This is a genomic window from Polyangium jinanense (genome assembly GCF_028435365.1).
The window spans coordinates 974,154-996,950 of sequence record NZ_JAGTJJ010000002.1 but is presented as its reverse complement, the minus strand read 5'-3'; the positions used below and the strand labels follow the sequence as shown (position 1 = coordinate 996,950).

Annotated in this window: 20 protein-coding genes and 1 pseudogene; 18 read left to right on the top strand and 3 right to left on the bottom strand. The window is 69.3% G+C overall.

The window, feature by feature from the left end; genetic code table 11:
• The first annotated feature begins 7 nt into the window (after positions 1-7).
• Complete coding sequence (locus KEG57_RS09030) at positions 8-454, top strand: CoA-binding protein (protein WP_272417666.1); 447 nt, start codon at positions 8-10, stop codon at positions 452-454.
• Between the two features lie 9 nt (positions 455-463).
• On the opposite strand, the pseudogene KEG57_RS09025 reads toward KEG57_RS09030, so the two are convergent.
• Together KEG57_RS09025 and KEG57_RS09020 are read right to left on the bottom strand one after the other, a co-directional pair.
• Positions 464-883: pseudogene (locus KEG57_RS09025) on the bottom strand (hypothetical protein); the annotation flags it as partial.
• Between the two features lie 12 nt (positions 884-895).
• Positions 896-1,288 carry a hypothetical protein gene (locus tag KEG57_RS09020; protein WP_272417665.1) on the bottom strand — a complete coding sequence of 131 codons (393 nt, stop codon included), beginning with the start codon at positions 1,286-1,288 and terminating at the stop codon, positions 896-898.
• An 82-nt stretch (positions 1,289-1,370) separates the two neighbouring features.
• On the opposite strand from KEG57_RS09020, the gene KEG57_RS09015 reads away from it, so the two are divergent.
• The 6 genes from KEG57_RS09015 to ftsH all read left to right on the top strand — a co-directional run bounded on the left by KEG57_RS09015 (position 1,371) and on the right by ftsH (position 10,550).
• A complete protein-coding gene (locus tag KEG57_RS09015) occupies positions 1,371-4,106 on the top strand; it encodes a serine/threonine-protein kinase (protein WP_272458370.1) in 2,736 nt (911 codons plus the stop codon).
• Between the two features lie 12 nt (positions 4,107-4,118).
• Complete coding sequence (locus KEG57_RS09010) at positions 4,119-5,513, top strand: FHA and sigma-54 interaction domain-containing protein (RefSeq protein ID WP_272417663.1); 1,395 nt, start codon at positions 4,119-4,121, stop codon at positions 5,511-5,513.
• Positions 5,514-5,709: 196 nt separating this feature from the next.
• Positions 5,710-6,255: an AgmX/PglI C-terminal domain-containing protein gene (locus tag KEG57_RS09005; protein ID WP_272458369.1), complete on the top strand. Its 546-nt coding sequence runs from the start codon at positions 5,710-5,712 to the stop codon at positions 6,253-6,255.
• A gap of 46 nt (positions 6,256-6,301) precedes the next feature.
• Positions 6,302-8,173 (top strand): FG-GAP repeat domain-containing protein, encoded by a 1,872-nt coding sequence (locus KEG57_RS09000; RefSeq protein ID WP_272458368.1) that lies wholly within the window; start codon positions 6,302-6,304, stop codon positions 8,171-8,173.
• A gap of 49 nt (positions 8,174-8,222) precedes the next feature.
• Positions 8,223-8,537, top strand: a complete 315-nt coding sequence (locus KEG57_RS08995; protein ID WP_272417660.1) for a hypothetical protein — start codon at positions 8,223-8,225, stop codon at positions 8,535-8,537.
• A gap of 111 nt (positions 8,538-8,648) precedes the next feature.
• Positions 8,649-10,550 carry an ATP-dependent zinc metalloprotease FtsH gene (gene ftsH / locus KEG57_RS08990; RefSeq protein WP_272417659.1) on the top strand — a complete coding sequence of 634 codons (1,902 nt, stop codon included), beginning with the start codon at positions 8,649-8,651 and terminating at the stop codon, positions 10,548-10,550.
• Here the strand turns inward: ftsH and KEG57_RS08985 are convergent.
• Entirely contained in the window at positions 10,445-10,894 is a 450-nt protein-coding gene (locus KEG57_RS08985) for a hypothetical protein (protein WP_272417658.1), read from the bottom strand. The two genes, ftsH and KEG57_RS08985, sit on opposite strands and share 106 nt — an antisense overlap.
• A gap of 214 nt (positions 10,895-11,108) precedes the next feature.
• Here KEG57_RS08985 and KEG57_RS08980 point away from each other — a divergent pair, with 214 nt between their 5' ends.
• The 11 genes from KEG57_RS08980 to KEG57_RS08930 all read left to right on the top strand — a co-directional run bounded on the left by KEG57_RS08980 (position 11,109) and on the right by KEG57_RS08930 (position 22,797).
• Positions 11,109-11,873 (top strand): class I SAM-dependent methyltransferase, encoded by a 765-nt coding sequence (locus KEG57_RS08980; protein ID WP_272417657.1) that lies wholly within the window; start codon positions 11,109-11,111, stop codon positions 11,871-11,873.
• Between the two features lie 135 nt (positions 11,874-12,008).
• Positions 12,009-12,488 (top strand): chemotaxis protein CheW, encoded by a 480-nt coding sequence (locus tag KEG57_RS08975; RefSeq protein WP_272417656.1) that lies wholly within the window; start codon positions 12,009-12,011, stop codon positions 12,486-12,488.
• On the top strand, positions 12,485-13,981 hold the full coding sequence (locus KEG57_RS08970) for a CheR family methyltransferase (protein ID WP_272417654.1): 1,497 nt from the start codon (positions 12,485-12,487) through the stop codon (positions 13,979-13,981). The genes KEG57_RS08975 and KEG57_RS08970 overlap by 4 nt, the downstream gene beginning before the upstream one ends.
• A 27-nt stretch (positions 13,982-14,008) precedes the next feature.
• A complete protein-coding gene (locus KEG57_RS08965) occupies positions 14,009-15,484 on the top strand; it encodes a CHASE3 domain-containing protein (RefSeq protein WP_272417653.1) in 1,476 nt (491 codons plus the stop codon).
• Positions 15,485-15,674: 190 nt separating this feature from the next.
• A complete protein-coding gene (locus KEG57_RS08960) occupies positions 15,675-16,265 on the top strand; it encodes a chemotaxis protein CheW (RefSeq protein ID WP_272417652.1) in 591 nt (196 codons plus the stop codon).
• Positions 16,266-16,287: 22 nt separating this feature from the next.
• Positions 16,288-18,366: a hybrid sensor histidine kinase/response regulator gene (locus KEG57_RS08955; protein WP_272417651.1), complete on the top strand. Its 2,079-nt coding sequence runs from the start codon at positions 16,288-16,290 to the stop codon at positions 18,364-18,366.
• Positions 18,363-19,529 (top strand): chemotaxis-specific protein-glutamate methyltransferase CheB, encoded by a 1,167-nt coding sequence (gene cheB / locus KEG57_RS08950; RefSeq protein ID WP_272417650.1) that lies wholly within the window; start codon positions 18,363-18,365, stop codon positions 19,527-19,529. The genes KEG57_RS08955 and cheB overlap by 4 nt, the downstream gene beginning before the upstream one ends.
• Positions 19,530-19,560: 31 nt before the next feature.
• The gene (locus KEG57_RS08945) at positions 19,561-20,658 is read left to right on the top strand and encodes a response regulator (RefSeq protein ID WP_272417649.1); all 1,098 of its coding nucleotides are present in this window, start codon (positions 19,561-19,563) and stop codon (positions 20,656-20,658) included.
• A gap of 31 nt (positions 20,659-20,689) precedes the next feature.
• Entirely contained in the window at positions 20,690-21,019 is a 330-nt protein-coding gene (locus tag KEG57_RS08940; RefSeq protein ID WP_272417648.1) for a hypothetical protein, read from the top strand.
• Positions 20,943-21,764, top strand: a complete 822-nt coding sequence (locus tag KEG57_RS08935; protein WP_272417647.1) for a Smr/MutS family protein — start codon at positions 20,943-20,945, stop codon at positions 21,762-21,764. The genes KEG57_RS08940 and KEG57_RS08935 overlap by 77 nt, the downstream gene beginning before the upstream one ends.
• 112 nt (positions 21,765-21,876) lie before the next feature.
• Positions 21,877-22,797, top strand: coding sequence for a branched-chain amino acid transaminase (locus KEG57_RS08930; RefSeq protein WP_272417646.1), 921 nt, complete (start codon positions 21,877-21,879; stop codon positions 22,795-22,797).

Below are 22,797 nucleotides of genomic sequence, written 5' to 3'. Positions count from 1 at the left end.
CCGCCGCATGGCCACAGCCGAACCGAAGGGTCGCATCGTCACGGACAGCCGCCGCATCGCGGAGATCGCCCGCAATGCCAAGCGGGTCGCCGTCCTCGGCATCAAGACCGAAGAGCAAGCAGGCCAGCCTGCGTACTACGTGCCCGCGTATCTCCAAGGCGCGGGCGTCGAGGTCGTCCCCGTCCCCGTCTATTACCCCGACGTCACGCGCATCCTCGGCCAGCCCGTGTATCGGCGCCTCGCCGACGTGCCTGGCGAGATCGACATCCTCGACGTTTTCCGGCGCCCGAGCGACATCCCGCCGCACCTCGACGACATCCTCGCCATGCGCCCGAAGGTCGTCTGGTTCCAGTCGGGCATTCGCAACGACGAAGCCGCCGCGCGCCTCGCCGACGCGGGGATCGAGGTCGTGCAGGACCGTTGCTTGATGGTCGAGCACCGGCACGCGCGCTGAAACGAATCGTTATTTGGCGAGCTCGGCCTGGATGGCCTGGACGATGGGGTTCGTGTCAAAGCTGTCGTTCGGGTTCTGCGGATCGTCGCCGGGATAGGTCGACGAGGTCCACTCGGCCACGAGTTTTCCGTCCTTCGAGATCAGGTACTTGTGGAAGTTCCACAAGGGCTCGATCGTGGGCGCGGGGCCTGGATTCGGCTGCGCGAGGATCCATTGCCAGACGGGCTGCGGCACCTCCGGCCCGGCGCCGTCCGGATCCTTCACGTGATCGATCGCGAATTGCTTGAAGCTCAAATGATAGCTGTCGATGCACCCGCCGATCTGTTCGTCCGAACCTCCTTGATTGCCGAAATCGTTGCTCAAAAAGCCGAGCACGTGGAAACCTTGACCGCTGAACTTGTCCTCCAAGACCTGGAGGCCCGCATATTGCGGCGTGTAGCCTCAAGCGGCAGCGGTGTTGACGATGAGCAGGACCTCGCCGCGGTACTTGCAAAGCGGCACCGGTTCGAGGTCGTTCACGTCGTAGGACTCGACCGAATGCTCGTACAAGCTGCCGGGCTCGGCGGGCGGATCGCATACGAACGACATCGTGCCGCCAGCGCCGCCGGAGCCCACGCTCGCCGCTGAGCTCGCCACAGCGCCCACGCTCGACGAGGACGAGGCGACCGTCGTCGTCCCCGCATTCCCGCCCGATCCCGGGCCCACCACGCCTCCCGCGCCGGCCGTGCCGCCCTCGCCGCCCGCACTTTCTCCGCCGCCCGAAGAGCAAGCGAATGCGCCGAGCGTGATGGCCAGGGCGACGCACCATCGCTTCCCATCCTCCAAGGTAACCATCGTTAACGCCTCTCCGCGGCCCGAGGCCGCTGCCGAAAGATTCGGCGAGTATACCAAAAAGATACCTCGGCTCCGAGACCTTGTGCACAATGGCCCGGGCTCGATGCTCGCCGAGAACACCGTCTTCGCCGGACGTTACCGGATCGTACGTCGAATCGCGGCGGGCGGCATGGGCGCGGTCTACGAGGCGCGGCACCTCGAGACCGAGCGGCCCTCGGCGCTCAAGGTGATGCTGCCGCACGTCGCCGAGAGCGCGGCGCTGCGCGAGAGGTTCCGGCTCGAAGCGCGCGCCGCGGCGCTCGTCGAGAGCGCGCACGTGGTCGAGGTGCTCGACGCCGGCGTCGATGAAGCGACCGAAAGCCCGTTCCTCGTGATGGAGCTGCTCCGCGGCGAAGACCTCGGCCGCAGGAAGGCGCGGCTCGGACGGCTCTCGCCCGAAGAGGTCGCGACGTGGATCACGCAGACGGCGCGCGGGCTCGACGCGCTGCACGCCGCGTCGATCGTGCATCGGGATCTGAAGCCTTCGAACCTGTTCGTGGCGGAGCGCGCGGGCGAGGCGCCGCGCATCAAGCTGCTCGATCTCGGCGTGGTGAAGCGCGTGGCCGAGACGGCGGGCACGACCGCGGCCGTGGGGACGCCGTTCTACATGGCGCCCGAGCAGCTCCGGAACAGCAAGGTCGGTCCGGCGACGGACGTGTATGCGCTCGGCATGGTAGCGTTTTCGCTGCTCGTCGGGCGCGAGTACTGGGCCGACGAGGCGCTCGCCTCGGAGAGCACGCTCTCGTTCGCGCTGACGACGCTCGACGGGCCGAAGGTGCCCGCCTCGGAACGCGCGGCGAAGTCCGGCGTCACGCTGCCCGCCGCGTTCGACACGTGGTTCGCGCAGGCGACGGCGAAGGATGTCGAGGCTCGTTTCCCGAGCGCGGGCGCGGCCGCTGAGGCGCTCGCGCGCGCGCTCGACGTGAAGGCCGAGAGCGCGATGCAGGCGGCCCCGGAGGCGCCCGCGCGCGTGGCCTCGCCCGACGCGGAGACGGTGCCCGAGGTCGCGCCCGCGCAGGAGCGGACGCAGACGCTCTCGCTCGGGGGCGAAGAAAAGATTGTCCTGCCACCCCCGAAATCCGTCACGGCTCCGGAGGCCGCGGCGGTCTCGCAGGCGCCCGCGGACGAGCCCAAAGCGAAGGGACGATCGCTCGGGCGGAAAATCGCGGCGGCGCTCGGGATCGTGGCGCTCGCCGCGGGCGGCGTGCTGTTGCTGCGAGAAAAAACGCTCGCCCCCATGCCAACTCCGGCGCCCGCGCCGATCGCGGTCGTCGAGGCCGTCGAGTGCGCGGCCGCGACGATCACGGGGACGGGCGCGACGGCCGCGCTCGGCGATGCGCTCGGCAAAGGGGCCTGCGCGCGCCTCGCGATCGAGCTCGGGGTGGTTTGGAAAAACGAACCCGCCGCGCGGCTCGACGTGAACGCGGAGATCGCCGAGGGGTCCACGAAGGTCACGCTCGCCATCGCCGGCAAGAAGGCCGAAGGCAAAGGCGAGACGCCGATCGCCGCGACGAACGCCGCGATCCAGGCGCTCCTGCCGGCGCTCACCCGGCCGGCTCCGTCGAAGGAGCACCTCGTTTGGTGGGGCGCATCGGACGCGGAGAGCGCGCGCCGGATCGAGCGCGTGGTGCGGCGGCGCGCCTTCGGCTTCGCGGCGTGGGACGGCGTCGAGACGGAGGCGCTCGTCCGATCGCAGCCGACCTCGGCCGTGGCGCACGCGCTCTTCGCGTGTGATCTCCGGAGCAAGGGAGATCCGGCGCGGACCCAGGCGGCGAAGGAGGCTGCGCTCGGGCGGCTCGGGGGTCTCTCCCAAAGTCGCGCGAACCTGCTCGAAGGTGTTTTGAGGACGTACGTTCCTCCCTCGCCGCAGCCGGAGGTCGAGCGTGGCGTGTCGCTTCTGATCCAGTCGTACGGTGAGCTCGCGGAGGCCCCGGATTTCGCGGCGCTCTACACGTCGTGTGGGTGCATCGTGACGGATCAGACGCTGCCGATGGCCGATTGGCTCGCGAAGCGCTGGCCCACGATGGCGCTGCCGATCCTGCGCTGCGCGCTGCCCGCGGCGGACGACGACGATCCGCGTTTCTCGCGTTTCCTCGGCTGGATGGGCGCGGCGCTGCCGGAGATGCGGGGCCGGTGGACCAAGCGGCTGCTCGAAGCAGGCCGCATCGAGGAGGCGCGCGAGGCGGTCGAGATCCGTGGCGCGCTCGGCGTGGAGACGGCGACGCGCGCGGAGATCGCCCGGGATCGAGCGTACGTCGCGTTCGCCTCGCTCGACGGGCGGGCGGCGATCGCGATCGCGGAGGAGCTGCTCGGCGAACCCGATCCCGAGGCGAACCACGAAGGCGCCACGTTGCGCATCGGCGCGATGCTGCTCTCCGGCCGCGTGGACGACGCCTTCGCGGCGTGGAAGCTCGAAATCGGGCGGCAGAAGATCCTCGGACGCGAACAACAAGCGGAGGCGCTCGCCAAGGACGAGCTCCGCATCCGTCGCTTGCTCGGGCGCGAGAAGGGAGACGCGCGCGCTGCGGAAGGCGAGTTCGAAGCAGCCCTCGCCCTGGAAAAACGCGGTTCGAAGAAAGAAGCGGAGGAGGCATACCGGGGCTGCCTCGTGCAACCGTGGGACGTGCCGTTCGATGCGATGGCGGCGCGCGTTCGGCTCGCGGAGATGCTCCGCGCGGCCGGAAAGACGGACGAAGCACGCTCGCTCGACGCCGCCGTGGACAAGGCCTGGGCTGGGGCGGATCCGCGCCTGCGCGACTTCGTTCGCCGCATGAAGTAAAACGGCTCTCGCATGACGAGCAGCGACACGAAGACGCTCTCGCCGACGAGAGACGCGGGCAGCGATCGCGCGGCCATTCGCGCGCCGCTCCTCTTGCTCTGCCTCGAGAGCCACCGCCCGTTCGCCCCCGCCGCGCGCCTCTCGCTCGCGGGGCTCGACGAGGTCGCCCTCGGCCGCGGCTCCGCGCGATCGTTCGAACGCGTATCATCGCGGCGGCTCGCCGTGCGCGTGGACGACGCCTGGATGTCCACGAACCACGCGCGGATCGGAAAAGTCCTCGGCCGGTTCACGATCGAGGACAGCGGCTCGAAGAACGGAACCCGCGTGAACGGCGAGCCCGTCACGCGCGCGGCGCTCGCCGATGGAGATCTGATCGAGCTCGGCCGCACGTTTTTCGTGTTCCGCGAGGGGCTCGAGGTCACGCCCGAGGATCCGCCCGTCGTCGAGGTCGCCTGGGACAAGGCAAAAGCGCCAGGCCTTGCGACGCTGTTGCCCTCGCTCGGCCGCGCGTACGAGACGCTCGCGGTGATCGCGCGGGCGACGCTCCCGATCCTCGTGACGGGCGAGACGGGCACGGGCAAGGAGGTCACGGCGCGCGCAATCCACGCGCTTTCGGGGCGATCGGGGGCGTACGTCGCGGTGAACTGCGGCGCGCTGCCGGAGTCGCTCGTGGAGGCGGAGCTGTTCGGCCATCGGCGCGGCGCGTTCTCCGATGCGAAGGAGGATCGGCCGGGGCTCGTGCGCGCGGCCGATCGCGGCACCTTGTTCCTCGACGAGATCGGCGAGCTAAGGCCGCCCGCGCAGGCGGCGCTCCTCCGCGTGCTCGAAGAGCGCGAGGTGCGGCCGATCGGGGCGACTTCGCCGGTGAAGGTCGACGTGCGGTTCGTTTCGGCCACGAACCGCGGCCTCGAACGCATGGTGGAGGCAGGCACGTTTCGCGCGGACCTCTTCCATCGGCTCGCGGGCCATCGCATCGAGCTCTTGCCGCTACGGGAGCGTCGCGAGGACCTCTGGCTCGTCGCGGCCTCGCTGATCGAGCGTCACGCGGGGCCCGAGGCGCCTTCCGTGCGGCTCCATCCGTCGGCGGCGCGCGCGATGTTCGAGCATGCGTTCCCGGGCAACGCGCGCGAGCTCGAGAAGGTGCTCGGCGCGGCACTCGCGCTCGCGGGCGGGGGCGAGGTCACGCTCGACCACCTCCCGCCCTGGGCGCGCGACGAGGCGCCCGCGGAGGAGCCCGCGGCGGCGAAGGACCACGAAGGCGAACCTTTGCGCGAGGAGCTCGTGCGGCTCTTCCGCGAGCACAAGGGCAACGTCTCGGCCGTGGCGCGCGCGATGGGCAAGGCGCGGATGCAGGTGCAGCGCTGGATGAAGCGGTACGGGATCGAGCCGGACGCGTTCAAGAAGTAGGGGTGCAACGGGTGCAACGGGTGCAACAGGGGGTGCAACCGGTGCAACCGCCACGCGGCAGCCGGAAGCAGGCGTGTTTCAGAGAGCCAGGCCACGAATTCCCGCGCCCCGGGGCCCGTTTGGGCATGGCACGCCTGCTGCAATGGCTCCTCGACGAAGCCAACAACAACCCCGGCTGAATCGAATGGAGGTTCCCATGACGACGCTCAAGCACTCGATCCTTTCGCTCACGATTGGCCTTTTCTCGGCGATGTTCATCGGCGGCTGCGCGGCCGATGCGGCAGGGGTCGACGAGAAGACGACGGCGGAGGCGGTTTCGGAGTCGGGCAACGCCAAGAAGGGCGATTATGGTTATGAAATGAAAGACCTCCGCCTCGTGTCGGGCGAGGCCGTGCCCGCGGCGGACGCGGTGACGCCGGATGGGCGCGTCGCTCCGGAGGAGGTCATGCGCCAGGCAAACGCGAAGATCCCGGCGCTCCGCGCCTGTTATGCGGAGGCGCTGAAGAAGGATCCGGGCCTCGGCGGCAAGGTGATCGTCCGGATGCACGTGGAGAAGGACGGCTCGGTGAGCTCGTCGCGCGTGAGCGGCGGCTCGATCGGCGACGCGGCGCTCGGGAGCTGCCTCGCGAAGGAGCTCGGCTCGATGACGCTGCCGGCCGCGACGAAGGGCTCGCTCGAGGTGTTCTATCCGATCGAGCTCAACCCGTCGGATCTCGCGTCGAGCGCGCCCTCCGGCGCCTGATGCCCGAACGCTCGACATCGGGGCGCGTGCCGCTACCCTGCGCGGCATGCGCCCTCGACTTTCAGCTTGCCTCACCCTGCTTACCCTCACGAGCCTCCCGGCCTCTGCGGCCGCGGCGCCGATCTTCGTCGAAAAGACGGAAAACCTCGGCTCCCCGCAGCCCTGCGCCGCCTCGAACGAGGGTTGCTATTCCCATTACGTGCTCCTCGTCGACCTCGACGGCGACAAAGATCTCGACGCCGTCTTCGCGAATGGCGGCGGGTATTATACGCCGTCCACGACCGCGCCGCTCGCGGCGTACTTCAATGACGGCACGGGCAACTTCCAGGAGGTCGGCGGGACCTCGTTCGGGGGTTTTTCCGGGCGCGTGCGACAAATCGCGGCCGCCGACGTGGACGGCGACGGGGACGTCGACCTTTATGTGCCGGATTCATACGGCATGCAGCCCGACGCGCTCTTCGTGAACAACGGCCAGACCCCGCCCCTGTTCACGAACGAGGGCGCCGCGCGGATCGGCACGTCGTCGCGCTCGGCGGGCGCGCGGTTCGGCGATCTCGACGGCGACGGGGATCTCGACCTCGTCTCCACGGACTGGGGGTCTGATCCGCCAGACTCGGCCGGCACGGCGCGGGTCTACCTCAATGACGGCGCCGGGGTTTTCCAGGAAAAGGCCGAGGCCGTGCCGCAGGGCACGCAGGCGATCGGCACGGGGCCTATCGACGCGGACCTCGTCGACGTGGACGGCGATTTTGATCTCGACCTGCTCCTCGCGAGCCGCAAAGGCGAATCGCTCCTGTTCCGGAACGACGGCACGGGCACGTTCGTCGACGCGAACGGCGACCTGCCGGATCAACCGGGCCCGTACGTGTACGGCCCGGACGCGTGTGACGTCGACGGCGACGGCGACCTCGATCTGTGGCTCGACAATGGCGCGACGAACCTGCACGAGCAGCTCCTCGTGAACGACGGGAAAGGCGTCTTCGCGGACGAGACGGCGGCCCGGGTCGTGGGAAACATCGGCGCCGACGACAACGAGGTGCAATGCGCGGACATCGACGGGGACGGCGATTTCGACGCGGTGATCGCGTCGCTTTCGGGGAACGAGCGGGTCCTCGTGAACGATGGCACGGGCCATTTCACGCTGCTCGCCGGCACGTTCCCCACGGAGAATGACGCCACCCTCGGGCTCGATCTCGGCGACGTGAATGGCGACGGGATCCTCGACGTGATCACGGCGCAGGGCGAGTTCGGGGATTTCCGCAATCGGCTTTATTTCGGGGTGTCGCCGCAGCCGATCGACACGCGCCCGCCGGTGATCCGCGCCGTCGAGGCGCTGCCGAGCGGAATGCCAGGCGGCGAGCGGGTCGTGCGGTTCGCGGTGAGCGACGGGTCGACGACGGACGCGGGGCCGAGGCTCGCGAAGGCGTTCGTCGAGCTGGAAGGCGCGGGCGGCGTGGCGCTCGCGCAATTCATCGGGGGTGATCTTTTCCGCGCGACGTTCGTGGCGCCGGGAGACACGACGGTCGTCTACCGCGCGTGTGCCGAGGATCGGCAGGGAAACAAGGCGTGCAGCGCGTCGCAGAGCTTCACGACCGGAAGCGGCAACGGCAGCGGTGGCGCAGGCGGTAGCGGCGGCGCGGGCGGCATCGGCGGCACGGGCGGTAGCGGCGGCGCGGGCGGTAGCGGCGGCGCGGGCGGAAGCGGCGGCGCGAATGGTGGAATGGGCGGCGCGGGCGGCGCAGGTGGCCAGGAAAAACCCGACCTCGTCGTCGAGGACGAGGGAGGCTGCGGCTGCCGGATCCCCGGATCCCGTGGCCCCGATGCCGGCGCGATCGGCCTCGTCGCGCTCGTTTTCGGCTGGCTCCTCCGGCGTGGAATCTCCCGTGACCACCGTGCAGTGTCACGCCAAAAACATTGAAATCCTGCGGCGGGTCGCGCGTGTGGCGCTCTTCTGGTACGCTCCGACCATGAAGAACTTGCTCCTTTCCTCGATCCGCCCGCTCTTCCTCCTCGGCATCCTCACCGCGGCCCTGCCCGCGTGCCGCACCGACGCCGAGGCCGTCTGTGACATGAAGTGCGATTGCGAGGGCTGCAGCGCCCCGCAGCTCGACGACTGCTATCGCCACATCGACAACGAAGAAATCGAGGCCGATCGCCGCGGCTGCATCGATTACTGGGACGAGCTCCAGGCCTGCGAGTACGACACCGGGCGCTGCGGCGGCGCGGATTGGTCGACGAGCTGCAAGGACGAACAGGAGCGCTGGAACAACTGCAGGAAGTGACGCGCGCTCGTCCGCTTCCCGGATGGCTCTGACCGCTCCCTGTTCGCGGAAGGAAAGCATGGGCGCAAGCGGGTTGCTGGGGCGCTCCGTCGTCTCCATGGCCCCCTTGGAATGCCCGAGGTCAACCCGAAACAACGCGCGTGGAGCTGGCTTTTCTATGCGTTCCTGATCCTCGCGGCGCTCGCGTTTTCGGGCGTCTTCGGGCCTACGGGCGCGCGCACCGTGCCCTACGACGAGGCCGTGCGGCTCGTCCAGGAAGGGCGCGTCGCGTCGGCCTCCGTCACAGCCGATGACGTCGTCCTCCGGCTGAAGGCGGAAAGCCCGCCGCCCGCGGAGACCACAAAAAAGCCGCCGAGCTTCCTGCCCAGGCCCTCCCCGAAAGGCGAGGAGGTGCGCACCGGCCGCATCCCCGGCATGGAGCGCGAGCCGCTCATCGACGCGCTGCTCACGAAGGACGTCGCCGTCGACGCGCGCCCCTCGCGCACGCCGTTCTGGGTCATCGCGCTCTGGTGGATCGTCCCGCTCGTCATCATCAATCTCCTATTTTTCGCGGCCTTCCGGCGCGGGGCCGGCGGCGGCGTGGGCGGGCCGCTCGGGCTCACCCGCGCGCGGACCCGGCTCTACGACCGCGCGGCGCGCGAGCCGGTGCGTTTCTCCGATGTCGCCGGCGTGGACGAGGCCAAGGCCGAGCTCGTGGAGGTCGTCGACTTCCTCAAACACCCGGCGCGTTACCGGGCGCTCGGCGGGCGGATCCCACGCGGGATCCTGCTCGTCGGACCGCCGGGGACCGGAAAAACCCTGCTCGCCCGGGCCGTCGCCGGCGAGGCCGAGGTGCCGTTCTTCTCGCTCAACGCGAGCGAGTTCGTGGAGATGTTCGTCGGCCTCGGCGCCGCGCGCGTTCGCGATCTCTTCACCGAGGCCCGGAAAAACGCGCCGTGTATCGTGTTCATCGACGAGATCGACGCCGTCGGCCGGAGCCGCGGCGGGCTCGGCGCGCTCGCGACGCACGACGAGCGCGAGCAGACGCTGCAGCAGCTACTCGCCGAGCTCGACGGCTTCGATCCACGCGCGACCGTCATCCTGATGGCCGCGACGAACCGGCCCGAGGTGCTCGATCCCGCGCTGCTCCGGCCCGGTCGGTTCGATCGGCAGGTGATCGTCGATCGACCCGATCTGGCCGGGCGCGAGGCGATCCTCGCGGTGCACGCGCGGCGCTTGCCGCTCGGGAGCGACGTGGACCTCGGCGCGGTCGCGCGGCGGACGCCGGGCATGGCCGGCGCGGATCTCGCGAACATCGTGAACGAGGCCGCGCTCGCGGCGGCGCGACGGAGCGGCACCGAGATCACGCAGGCCGATTTCGAGGACGCGCTCGATCGCGTGCAGCTCGGTTTGCGCCGCCGCGGCATCATGATGACGCCGGGCGAGCGGCGTCGCGTCGCCGTCCACGAGGCGGGACACGCACTCGTCGCGCTCGCCTTGCCCGAGGCCGATCCGGTGGAGCGGGTGTCGATCGTGGCGCGCGCGATCTCGCTCGGCGTGACCATTCAGGTCCCGCGCGACGAGCGACACGTGCTCACGGAGTCCGAGCTCGAAACGCGCGTGATGGTGCTGCTCGGCGGTCGCGCGGCGGAAGAGCTCTGCCATGGCTCGCCGTCGACGGGCGCGCACGACGATCTCGGGCGAGCGACCGCGCTCGTGCGAGAGATGATCACGCGCTTCGGGATGAGCCGGCGGCTCGGACTGCCCGCGCTCGCGCGGACCGTGGGCTCACCGCTGCTCGGCGTGACGCAGGAAGAGCGGCTCTGCAGCGACGAGACCGCGCGCGAGATCGACGAGGAGGTGCGCGACCGGCTCGCCGAGCTCTTCGGTCGGGCCAGGGCCTTGCTCGAAGCCCGGCGCGCGAGCCTTCAGGCCGCGGCGGAGGCGCTGGTCGCCCGCGAAACCTTGACGGGGGCCGAGCTCGCGCGCATCGCGGACGAGGCGGCTGCGCGCGAGGCGCCGGGCGCGGCTTGACCGCGAAGGGCCGGGACAAGTCCCGCGATGCCGAGGGCGAGGAGCGGGTATCCCGCCAGGATGAAGGCCAAATCGCCGACGATGAAGCCGCAGAACAGCATCATCAGCACGATGCAGAGGCCGACCTGCGCCTTGTCGCGGTAGGACAGGCGCGGATCGAGGGCCGCGAGGCCGACGGCGACGACGCTCGCTCCGACGGAGCCGATGGAGCCGGCGATGATGACCCCGAGCCCACCGCGACCGATGATCACGGCGGCGAGTCCGAGGGCCGTGAAGACGCTCGCGAGGACGAGATCCTTTCGGGACGAGCTCCGCGAGGCTTCGTCTTCTCGAACCGATTCCATGCGCACCATGAACGTCCCCACGGTGCACCTCGCGTGCCCGGCCGGATCCATCGGTAAAACCCACGATCGGATCCCCGCGCACCTCGCGCAAATGGCGGAAAGCTCACGCTACGGAAGGCGCGCGGATTGCGTGCTACGCGCATGCTTTGCGTTTCGAATGCGGATAGAGGGCATGATATCGTTACGCAACGAAAGCCGCTCGAGGGAGCTTGCAATGTCGATGCCGGATCATGTCGCGAAGAACCAGGAGTACTGGAACCGAATCGCTGGTGAATACCAGCAGCAGCACGCCGAGCATCTCGGCATCGTGGAGCCGACCTGGGGGGTGTGGAGCATCCCCGAGCGCGACCTCCAGATCCTGGGCGACGTCGCGGGCAAGGACGTGCTCGAATTCGGCTGCGGCGCCGCGCAGTGGTCGGTGGCGCTTTCGCGCCGCGGGGCGCGCATGACGGGGCTCGATCTCTCGACCGAACAGCTCCGCCACGCGCGCGCGCTCGTCGAGCGGGAGGGCGTTTCCGTGACGCTCGTGCAAGGCAGCGCCGAGGCGGTGCCGCTGCCGGACGCGAGCTTCGACCTCGTGTTCTGCGATCACGGGGCGATGACGTTCGCCGACCCGCACAAGGCCGTCCCGGAGGCGGCGCGGCTCCTGCGTCCGGGCGGGATGTTCATCTTCAACATGGCGACGCCGCTGCTCTACCTCGTCGTCGACAAGGCCACGGATCTCGTGGTGCCCGCGCTCGTGAACGATTACTTCGACATGAAGCCGTGGGAGGATCTGGACGGCGCGACGTCGTTCCAGCTCCCGTACGGCGAGTGGATCCGGCTGTTCCGGCGCTCGGGGTTCGTGGTCGAGGACCTCGTCGAGATCCGGCCGCCCGAGGGCGCGAAGACGACCTACGAGGGATATGTGCCGCTCGAATGGGCACGAAAGTACCCGGCCGAGCACGTGTGGAAGGTGCGGCGCGAGCCTGCGCGATGAAGTGAAACAGCATCACGCCGACACTTCACCAGCCATTCGCGGTTTCGCACGGGGATCGTCGATGTTTTGACGGGGGAAAGCGCGGGATGACCACTTTACAAGGGCTGTCTGCGCGTGCGATGGAGATAGATAGCCATGGAAGAACCCACGGGTCGACGCACCTTTTTGCTCGTCCGGGCGCGCTCCTGGGTGTGCGCGTTACCCGCGTCGTCGGTCGTCGAGACGATGCGCCCGCTTTCGATCGACCCCGTCGCGAACGCGCCGCGCTTCGTCGTGGGCGTCTCCGTGGTCCGCGGCGAGGTCGTTCCGGTCGTATCGCTATCGTCCGTTCTCGGTGGCAGCGAACGAACGGAAGCGCGGCGCCTCGTGCTGGTGCGAGCGGGCGAGCGGCGGATGGGGCTGCTCGTGGAGGACGTGGTGGGCCTCGAGGAGTTCGACGAGAAGCGCCTCGAGGCGCTGCCGCCGCTGCTTGGCGCGGCGCTCCCCGCGGAGGTCGAGCGCATGGGCTCGCTCGATGGGCAGGCGCTCGCGGTGCTGGACGCCGCGCGCCTGCTCCCGGCGGACGCGTTCGCCGCGCTCCCGGGCGCCGCTTCCCTTTCCGACGAATCACGATGAACGCCCCGCGTGACGCCAAGGGCATCGAGGACCTCATCGAGGCCCGCTTCGGCCTCGCGCCCTCGGCGTTTCAACGCGACCGCATCGAGACAATCCTCGACGAAAAGCCGATCAAGAGCGGCGGGCCGATTCCGCTCGAACGCCTGGTCGAGGCGGTGACGGTCGGCGAGACCTATTTCTTTCGCGAGCCCATGCAAATCGACGCGCTCGTGCGGCGGGTGCTCCCCGAGCGCGCGCTCGTGGGGCCGCGGGGGCGGAAGTTACGTATTCTCTCGGCGGGCTGCTCGTCCGGCGAGGAGCCGTATACGATGGCCATCGCGGCCGAGGTGACCACGCCGGAGCTCTCGCCGCTCCTGTCGATCACGGGGCTCGATTTGAACGGGGCCGCGATCGAGAAGGCGCGGCGGGCGCGTTATTCGCCCTGGGCCGTGCGCGGGGCCTCGCAGAAGATCCGCGAACAGTTTTTCAGGAAAGACGGCGAGACGTTCGTGCTCGATCCGCGCATCCAGAGCCGCGTGACCTTCGAGGAGGGCAACCTGCTCGACGTGCTCGCGCGCGTGCCGGAGGCCACGTACGACGTCGTTTTTTGCCGCAATGTGCTCATTTATTTCTCGGAGCGCGCGCTCCACCGGGCGCTCGCCGGGTTTGGCCGGGCGCTCCTGCCGGGCGGATATCTCTTCCTCGGCCACAGCGAGTCCCTCCGGGGGATCTCCGACGGCTTCGAGCTCGTGCACGAGCACGACGCATTTTATTATCGATTGAAAAGCCCGAGCGCCCCGACGATCACGACGACGCCCGCGTTCTTGCCGCTTCCGCTCCCCGAGCCCCCGATGCGCGCGCTCTTGCCCACGCCGGAGGACGGCACGTTCGCGTGGGCGGAGGAGATCCAGCGCTCGGCGGACCGGATCGCCCGGATCGCGGAGACGCGGGAGGCCGGGGATGCGGCGAGCGTGGGCCAAGCGCGGGCAGCGGAGGCGCCTTCCGCGCTCGCGCGTGTGCTCGATCTGCTCGAAGCGGAGCGACACGACGAGGCGCTGCTCCTGGTTTCGACGGCGGGTCCGGGCGCGCCGCCGGAGCTCGAGCTCTGCCGGGCGGCCATTTACGGCGAAAAAGGACGATTGCGGGACGCGGAGCGCACGCTCGGCGCCTTGCTCGCGCGGGGGCAATGCGAGACGGGGGCGCATTACCTGCTCGGGTTGCTCCGCGAAAACGAGCGCGACATCGAGCGGGCGGCGTGGCATTACCGCGAGGCGAAGCGGCGGGATCCGCTCTTCTCGCTGCCGCGTTTGCGGCTCGGCATGGTGCTCCGGCGCGAGGGATACGGCGCCCAAGCGTGCGTGGAGCTCGAAAAGGCGCTCGATCTGCTCCAGCGCGAGGAGCGCGCGAGGATCGTGATGTTCGGCGGGGGGTTTCGCAGGGAGGTGTTGCTCGAGCTGTGCAAGGCCCAGCTCGGTGCGCTGGGTGTCCCGAAGCGAGACCCGACACCCGTGTGATCGGATGGAAAGAGGGAGGCGGGCAACGTGCGCAAATCATGGACGGTCGGGCAGCAAATCGCGGCGGGGTTCTTGCTCCCGCTCCTCATCCTGATCGCGCTTGGTGCTTTTTCGTATCGGAGCACGCAGCGGCTCCTCGCGACGAGCGAGGCGGTCACACACGCGCACGAAGAAATGACGGGGTTGTCGAGCTTCCTCGCGGCGCTCGACGAGACCGAGACGGGCAAACGCGGATTCGTGATCACGGGCCGCGAGGAATTCCTGCAGCCCTATCACACGGGTAAAAAAGGCGTCGGCATCGAGCTCCGGCAGCTCGAAGAGCTTTTCGGCGACGACTCGGACCAGAGAGTCCGCGTCAAACAGCTCCGGCCGCTCGTGGAGGAGCGCCTGCGCGAGATCGACGAGACGATCGACACGCGGAGGACGCAGGGGTTCGACGCTGCGGTGAAGATTGTCATCGAAGGCAATGGTGCGAAGGTGATGGATCGGATCCGGCACGTCGTGGCCGAGCTGAAGACCCACGAGCAAAGGCTCCTCACCGAGCGCAGCACGGATGCGAAGCAGGCCGCCGCATGGTTGAGCCAGATCCTGATCTTCGGCACGCTCGCGGCCGTGCTCATCGTGGCGAGCATCGCGGTGTTCCTGACCCGCGGCCTCGGGGCGCGGATCGGCGCGGCCGTGCAGCACATCCGGAGCGCGGCGGCGGAGCTCGAAGCGGCCGCGACCCAGCAGGTCCGGGGTGCAAAAGGCCAGGTCTCCGCGGCGACCGAGGTGAGCACGACGGTGCGCGAGCTCGTGACGACGTCGCGGCAAATCTCGGAGAGCGCGCAGCGGGTCACGCAGGTCGCGAGCGAGACGGCAATGGCCGCCAAGGGCGGCAATCACACGGTCGAGGGCGCGCAGGAGGCGATCGAGACCGTGCGGCGGCAGGTCGATCAAATCGTCGCGCACATGCTCGATCTGGGACGGAAATCGCAGGAGATCGGCGGGATCCTCGACATCGTCTCGGAGCTCAGCGAACAGACGAACATCCTCGCGATCAACGCGACGATCGAGGCCGTCAGCGCGGGCGAGACGGGGCGTCGGTTCGGGGTCGTGGCGGGCGAGATCCGCAAGCTCGCGGATCGCGTGGGTGGTTCGGCGAAGGAGATCCGCCGGCTCATCGAGGAGATCCGGGCCGCGGCGAATACGACGGTGATGGCCACCGAGGACGGAGCGAAGGCCGTGGAGGCGGGAACGCGTCGGTTCGGCGAGGTGGCGCAGAGCTTCCGGCGGATCGTCGAGTACGTGGGCTCGACCGCCGAGGCGTCGCGTGAAATCGAGCTCAGCACGAAACAACAAACGAGCGCGATGGAGCAGGTGGCCTCTGCGATTGCGGACGTCGCCCAGACGGCGCGCGAAAGCGAGTCCGGTTCGTCGCAGACATTGAACACCGCCTCGCAGCTCTCCGGGTTGTCCGGCGACCTCGTGCGTCTCATCCGACAAGAGGAGCAGGCCGCGTGATCCCGCGCCGATCGTCCCGAAGGCATGGGCCCCTCGCCCACCGGACGCTGCCATTGCAATTGGCAAAACGGGCCGTGCGCGAGAGAAGCACGAAACGAGCGGTATCATACGGGGGCGAAGGATTGTGCGGGCCCCAGGGTTCGTGCTATCTTCATGATTCTTTTTCCGGTTCCGGGGTCGAGGGGGCTCGATGAACGGTCGTTCGCAGGAACGGGACAAGTCGGGCGACGAGGCTCCGGTTTCCGCGCCCAACATTGCAGCGGAGCGACACGTCGTGGAGCTGCGCCGCGCATTCGACACCTCGTTCGCCGCGCCGCCCCGCGACGCCGAGCGATCCGGTGAGCTCGTCCTCGCCATTCAGGCAGGTGGACAGGGCTACGCCCTTCGGCTGTCCGACATCGACGGCGTGCACGAGTGCCGCAAGGTCGTGCCCCTGCCCGAGGGTCCGCCGGGCCTGCTCGGGATCACGGGCATTCGCGGCCGGCTCTTCGCGGTGCACGCGCTCGGGGCGCTGCTCGGCCTGCCGACGTGGAACGAGAAGCCGCGCTGGCTGCTCATCGCGGGCGGCGACGAGCCGATCGCCATCGGCGTCGCGTCGATCGAGGCCTGCCTCGAAGTGAGCCCCGCCGATCTCGTGCCCGTCGATTCGGCGAAGGAGGACGAGGCGCACGTCCGCGAGATCGTGACGCTCGCCGGAGAAGCACGCGGGGTGCTCGTCCTCGAATCGCTGGTCGCGCGGGCATTGGAGCGGGCCGGAGAGCGCCGCGAGGGCGCGTCGTGAGCGAGCCCCGGGAGAATCGCCCATGAACGAGCTCGAGGATTATTTCCGCGACGAGGCAAACGAAATCGTCGAAGGGCTCACGCGGGACCTGCTCGCGCTGGAGAAAAACCCGACGGATGGGTCGATCCTCGCCCGCTGCATGCGGCTCGCGCACACGCTGAAAGGCGCGGCGCGCGTGGTCCGGCAGGTTCGCATCGGCGAGATGGCGCATACCATCGAGGACGCGCTCGCCCCGTTCCGCGACGCCGGCGAGACCATCACCAGCGATTACGTGAGCGATCTGCTCCGGATCCTCGAACGGATCCGCGAGGAGACCATGAAGCTCGGGGCCACGATCGCGCCCGGGCCCGCCTCGGGGCCCGAGGGCAAGGGCGCGAGCAAGCCCGCGCCGCCGCCGATCGACGATCGACTGGAGACGGTGCGCGTCGACATCGCCGACATGGACGCGCTGCTCGAAGGTTTGTCGGAAGCGTCCATCCAGGTCGGCCCGCTGAACGGAGGCCTGGTCGCGCTGCAGCACGCGCTAAGGCTCGCGGTCCTCCTGCGCGAGGAGCTCGAGCTCGGACAAACCCCGGGCGAGCGAGGCCGAAGTCCGCGGCTCGCGGCGCAGATCGCCGAGATCACGCAGAGCCTCGTGCACGCCGAGCGGGACATCGGCGCGTCGCTCGGGCGGATCGAACGCGAGCTCGGCGAGGTGCAGTCGCGCGCGGCGACGCTGCGGCTCCTGCCGGTGGGCGCGATCCTCGGCACGCTGGAGCTCACGACGCGGGACACGGCCGAGGCGCTCGGCAAGACCGTGAGCTTCTCGGCGCGAGGCGGCGAGGTGCGCCTCGAAGGGCACGTGCTCTCGGCCGTGCGCGATGCGCTGCTGCACGTGATCCGCAACGCCGTGGATCACGGCATCGAGCCGTTCGAGGAGCGGATCGGCTGGGGCAAACCCGAGGTCGGTCGCATCCACCTGGAGATCGAGCGGCGCGGCCGGATGGTCGCGTTCCGATGCAGCGACGACGGGCGCGGGATCGACGTCGCGGCCGTGCGGCGAGCCGCCGTGCATCGTGGCCTCGCAACAGGCGAGGAGGAGCTCGACGAGGAGGCGACGCTCGCGCTCGTGTTCCGCTCGGGGCTCACGACGGCCGCGGAAGTGACGGAGATCTCGGGCCGCGGCGTGGGGCTCGACGTCGTGCGCGAGGTGGCGAGCCGGCTGCGCGGATCGGTGCAGCTCACGAGCAAGCTCGGCGAGGGCACGACGATCGAGATCGAGGTGCCGGTGTCGCTCTCGTCGATCCCGGTGCTGTCCGTGATGTTCGGCGGATCGACGGCGCTCGTGCCGCTCGACGCCGTGCGTGGCACGCGGCGCTTGAGCGCGTCGGAGCGGCTGCAAGGGCCTGACGGCGAGCGGATCCTGTTCGGCGATCGAGCTGTGCCGTTCACGCCGCTCGGCGCGGTGCTCGTGCCCGAGAGCGAGGGGCACGATCTGCCGCAGGCCTGCTCGGCGGTGATCGTGCAGTCGGGCGAGGCGTGGATCGCGCTCGGCGTGGATCGGCTGCTCGGCACGATGGACGTCGTACTCCGGCCGCTGCCGCCGGGCGCGGGGACGCCGGCAGCCGTCGCGGGCGCGGCGTTCGACGCGCAGGGCGATCCGCTGCTCGTGCTCGATCCACCTGCGCTCGCGCGGACGGGCGCGCGACGCGGGGCGGCGACGGAGACGCGGCGCGAGGCGCCGAAGCGGCTGCCGATCCTGGTCATCGACGACTCGCTCACGACGCGGATGCTGGAGCAGAGCATCCTCGAGTCGGCTGGCTACGAGGTGGATCTCAGCGCGTCGGCCGAGGAGGGCCTGCGCAAGGCGAAGACGCGCAAGTACGGCCTGTTCATCGTGGATGTCGAGATGCCGGGCATGAACGGCTTCGAGTTCACGGCGACGACGCGCGCGGATCCCGCGCTGCGCGACGTGCCCGTCATCATCGTCACCTCGCTCGCCACCTCGAAGGATCGCGAGAAAGGCGCCGCGGCCGGAGCCTCCGCGTACATCGTGAAGGGCGAGTTCGACCAGAAGCACTTCGTCCGGAAGGTCGCCGAGCTTCTGGGGGCGGCTTCATGAGCAAGACGCGCGTCCTCGTCATCGAAGACTCGCTCACCGTGCGGCGCCGCCTCGTCCAGGCGCTCACGGCCGATCCGGGCTGCGAGGTGGTCGGCGAGGCCGAGGATGGAGCGCGGGGCATCGCGCTCTGCGAGTCGCTCCGCCCCGACGTCATCACGCTCGATCTGATCCTGAAGAAGGGCAACGGCGTCGAGGTCACCGAGCACATCATGGCGTTCTGCCCGACGCCGATCGTGATCGTGTCGGCCTCGTTCAACCGCGGCGACATGATCAAGACCTACGACGCGCTCCGGGCCGGCGCGCTCGAGGTGATCGACAAACCGACCGGCGACGAGCCCGACGAAGCCTGGGCGCGGCGCTTCGTCGAGACGGTCAAGCTCGCCGCGAAGATCCGCGTGATCACGCACCCGCGGGCCAAGCTCAAGCCGAGCCCGCCGCAAGTGCGGCCGCCGGTTCCTCCTCGCGTCCGCCCGACCGAACGAATCCCCGAGCGGATCCCCGAGCGAATCCCCGAGCGGATCCCGCCGCGCGCCCCTGTCGTGCCCGCGCCGATGCCGCTCGCCGACACGGGCACGTCGCACTCGCTCATCGCGATCGGCGCCTCTACCGGCGGGCCGGGCGCGCTCGTGCAGATCCTGCGAGAGCTCCCCGAGACGTTCCCGCTCCCCGTACTGCTCGTGATCCACATCGGCCAGCCCTTCGGCCGCGCGTTCGCCGACTGGCTCGACGGCATGGTGCCGCTCCCCGTCTTCGAGGCGAAGCACGGCGACCTGCTGCCGCCGCCGGGCACGGGGCGCATCCTGATGGCGCCTCCCGAGCGTCACCTCGTCGTGCGCGGGGGACGGCTCTGGCTCGACGACGGCCCGGAACGGCACTCGTGCAAGCCCTCGGTCGATGTCCTGTTCGAGTCGGTCGCCACGGAGATCGGCAGGACGGCGATCGGTTGCCTGCTCACGGGCATGGGCAAGGACGGCGCGCTCGGCTTGCTCGCGATGAAGCGCGCTGGATCGACGACACTCGTCCAGGACGAGTCCACGTCGGTCGTCTTCGGCATGCCGCGGGAGGCCATCCGGCTCGGCGCCGCCAGCCGCATCCTCCCCATCGGTGACTTCGGGCGCACCTTGCTCGCACTCGGTCGCCCGGTTCGAGGGGGAAACGTGTAATAAAGGTAGGTTCGGGGGAAAAGGGGGTCCGATGAAGCCGCAAGTCCTCGTGGTCGACGACAGCCTCACCGTACGGATGGATCTACGCGGCGCGCTCTCGGCCGCCGGCTTCTCCGTGACCGCCTGCGAGACCAAGCGCGAAGCGGAAAAGGCCCTCCGCGAGCGCACCTTCTCCCTCGCCGTGCTCGACGTGATCCTGCCCGATGGCAGCGGCATCGACCTGCTCGGCATGATCCGCGGAAGCGACGAGCTCGCCCATCTCCCCGTCATCGTCCTCTCCACCGAGGCCGAGGTGCGCGACCGCGTGAAGGGGTTGACCACGGGCGCCGACGAGTACGTGGGCAAACCCTACGACATCACCTACCTCGTCCGCCGCGCGCGCGCTCTCTGCGAGCGGACGAGCGGCGAGGAGACCGGTCCCGTCGCCGCCGCGCGCCGCATCCTCGCCGTCGACGACAGCCCCACGTTCCTCACCGAGCTCGCCTGCAAGCTGCGCGAGGATGGCCACGACGTCGTGCTCGCACACTCCGGCGTCGAGGCGCTCGAGCTCCTCGCGGTGCAGTCCGTCGACTGCGTGGTGCTCGACCTCGTGATGCCCGACGTCGACGGCATCGAGACGCTCCGCAGGCTCCGCCGCATGCCGGGCCGCGAGTCCACGCCGACGGTCATGCTCACGGCGAGCGAGGATCCGGCCCTCGCGCGGCGCGCCACGGATGCGGGCGCGTCCGACTTTCTCCACAAGAGCGTGAACCTCGACGCCGTGCGCGCGAGGATCCGCAACCTCCTCCGCAACCGTCGTGCCGCGCAGGCAAGCGCTGCACCCTCGCGCGCATCGAGCGCCGAGAAGCCGCCCGCTTCACGACCGCGCGACGTGGCCTCGGAGAAACCCCTTCTCGCGCGCGTCATCGCGGCGATGGGGCTCTCGCCGCTGCTCGCGCGGAACGTGCTCTCGAAAGCGTGCAGCCGCGCCGGCGTCGACGCGAGCGCGCTCGGCGCCGACGGGATCCGGCGAGCTCTGCCGTGCATCCGCGAGGCCCTTCACATGTTCTACTCCGTCGAGGAGGCGCAACGCCGCACGCAAGAGATGGCTGCGTTGGTCGCGCCCACCTCGGATCATCCGGGGGCGTGAGCGCCTCGGCCCTTTTGCTACGCTCCGCGCCATGAGTGCTCCGGATGCAAGGCAGCTCTTCGAACGCGTTCTCTCGCTCGTCGAGGCGATGGAGGAGAACCAGCGGCAGAAGGTCCTCTCCTTGGCACGGCGCCTCTTGCCGGGGCTCACGCCGGAGGACATCCGCAATCCTCATGATTTCCCGGACCTCGACGACCCCGACTGGCACTTCGAAGACGGGCAACTGACGGGAATTCAGTCGGTGCGGTTTGCGCTACGGGCGCTCTCGGGTGAAGTTCTGTCTCATGGCGACGAAGGCGCGAGCCGGGCGGACCAGCACCAAGAAGACGCAGAAGAAGCCGAGCAAACAGGCGGCCGATAGTCCCTTCTTCCGCCCGTTCGCGAAGCTCGCGTCGAAAGGACGCAAGGGCAAAGCGGAGAAGGGCGAGAAGGCCGACAAGGCCGACAAGGCCGAAAAATCTGCGCCTGTGACGAAACAGGAAGGCGGCGCGAAGAAGCAGGCGTCGCAACGTGTACCTGTACAGTTGACGAACGAGCAGGCCGAGCCGGAGGTGCAACCGAGCGACGCCGAGACGTTCGCCATGTACATGGCGGGCGTGCGCACGCTCGAGGATCGCAAGGCGCGCGTCCCTCGCTCATCCACGCCGATCGAGCCGAAATCCAAGGCTCCGCGCGCCACGAAGGACCTCGATGCCGACGCGCGTCACATGCTGCACTCCCTCGTCGCCGAGGGCGTTCGCTTCGAGGTCACCGACGATGGCGAGCGCATCGAAGGACGCAGGCTCGATGTTGATCCGCGCGAGGTGCGACGCCTTCGACGCGGTGCGTATACGGTCGATGGTCGGCTCGATTTGCACGGCATGAACGCAGGTGAGGCGCGTCGCGAGGTAGAGAAGTTCGTACGCAAACGGCGCGCGGACGGTGATCGTGTCGTGGCTTTGATCCACGGTCGGGGGAACCACTCGCCGCGCGGCATCGGCGTGCTGCGCGGCGAGATTGCGGCGTGGTTGAGCCAGGGTCCGGTCGCCCACCATGTGGCCGCGTTCGCGTCGGCACCCGAGGACGAAGGCGGCACGGGAGTCGTGCTGGCGCTCTTGGCACGCTGACGGGATCGGGCTAGTTCCTCTCTCGCACTCCCCCTCGCAGCGGACGGCGAACGCGGGGTGGAAGCGGCATCGAACGAAGCGTCGGAACGACGAACCTCCGAAGGAGCGCGTGATGGTCGACAAGCTGAAGAAGATCTGGATGGAAGGCGAGTTCGTCGACTGGGACGACGCCAAGGTGCACATCCTGACGCACTCCTTGCACTACGGGCTCGGCGCCTTCGAAGGGATCCGCGCCTATCGCAGGACCGACGGCGGCACGTACGTGTTCCGGTTGAAGGAGCACATCGATCGGCTCTTCGACACCTGCAAGCTGCTCGCGATCCAGCCGCGTTTCACCAGGCAGCAAGTGGCCGACGCGACCGTGGAGTTCCTCCGTCAGAACGACATGCAGGAGGGCTACATCCGCCCGCTCGTGTACATGGGCGACGGGCCGATGGGCGTGTACGCGCACGACAACCCCGTGCGCACCACGGTCGTCGGATGGCACTGGGGCGCGTACCTCGGCAAGGGCGCGACCGAGAGCGGCATCCGCGCGAAGATCAGCGCGTTCGCTCGGCACCACATCAACGTGGGTTTGCCCAAGGCGAAGATGATGGGGCAGTACACGAACAGCTCGCTCGCCAAGCGCGAGGCGCGCATCGCCGGCTACAACGAGGCGATCCTGCTCGATCCGAACGGCTACGTCAGCGAGGGCTCGGGCGAGAACATCTTCATCGTGCGCCGCGGCCGTCTGCTCACGCCGCCGCTCTCGGCCTCGATCCTCGAGGGCATCACGCGCGACACGATCCTCACGCTCGCGCGCGAGGAGGGCATCCCCGCGTCGGAGGAGATGATCACGCGTGATCAGCTCTACCTCGCCGACGAGGCGTTCTTCACGGGCACGGCCGCCGAGGTCACGCCGATCCGCGAGGTCGATGATCGCACGATCGGCGAGGGCCAGGTCGGCGCGATCACGCGCAGGCTGCAGCAGCGCTTCTTCGGCATCGTGCGGGGCGAGGACAACTCGCACCCCGAGTGGCTCACGCGCGTCTGA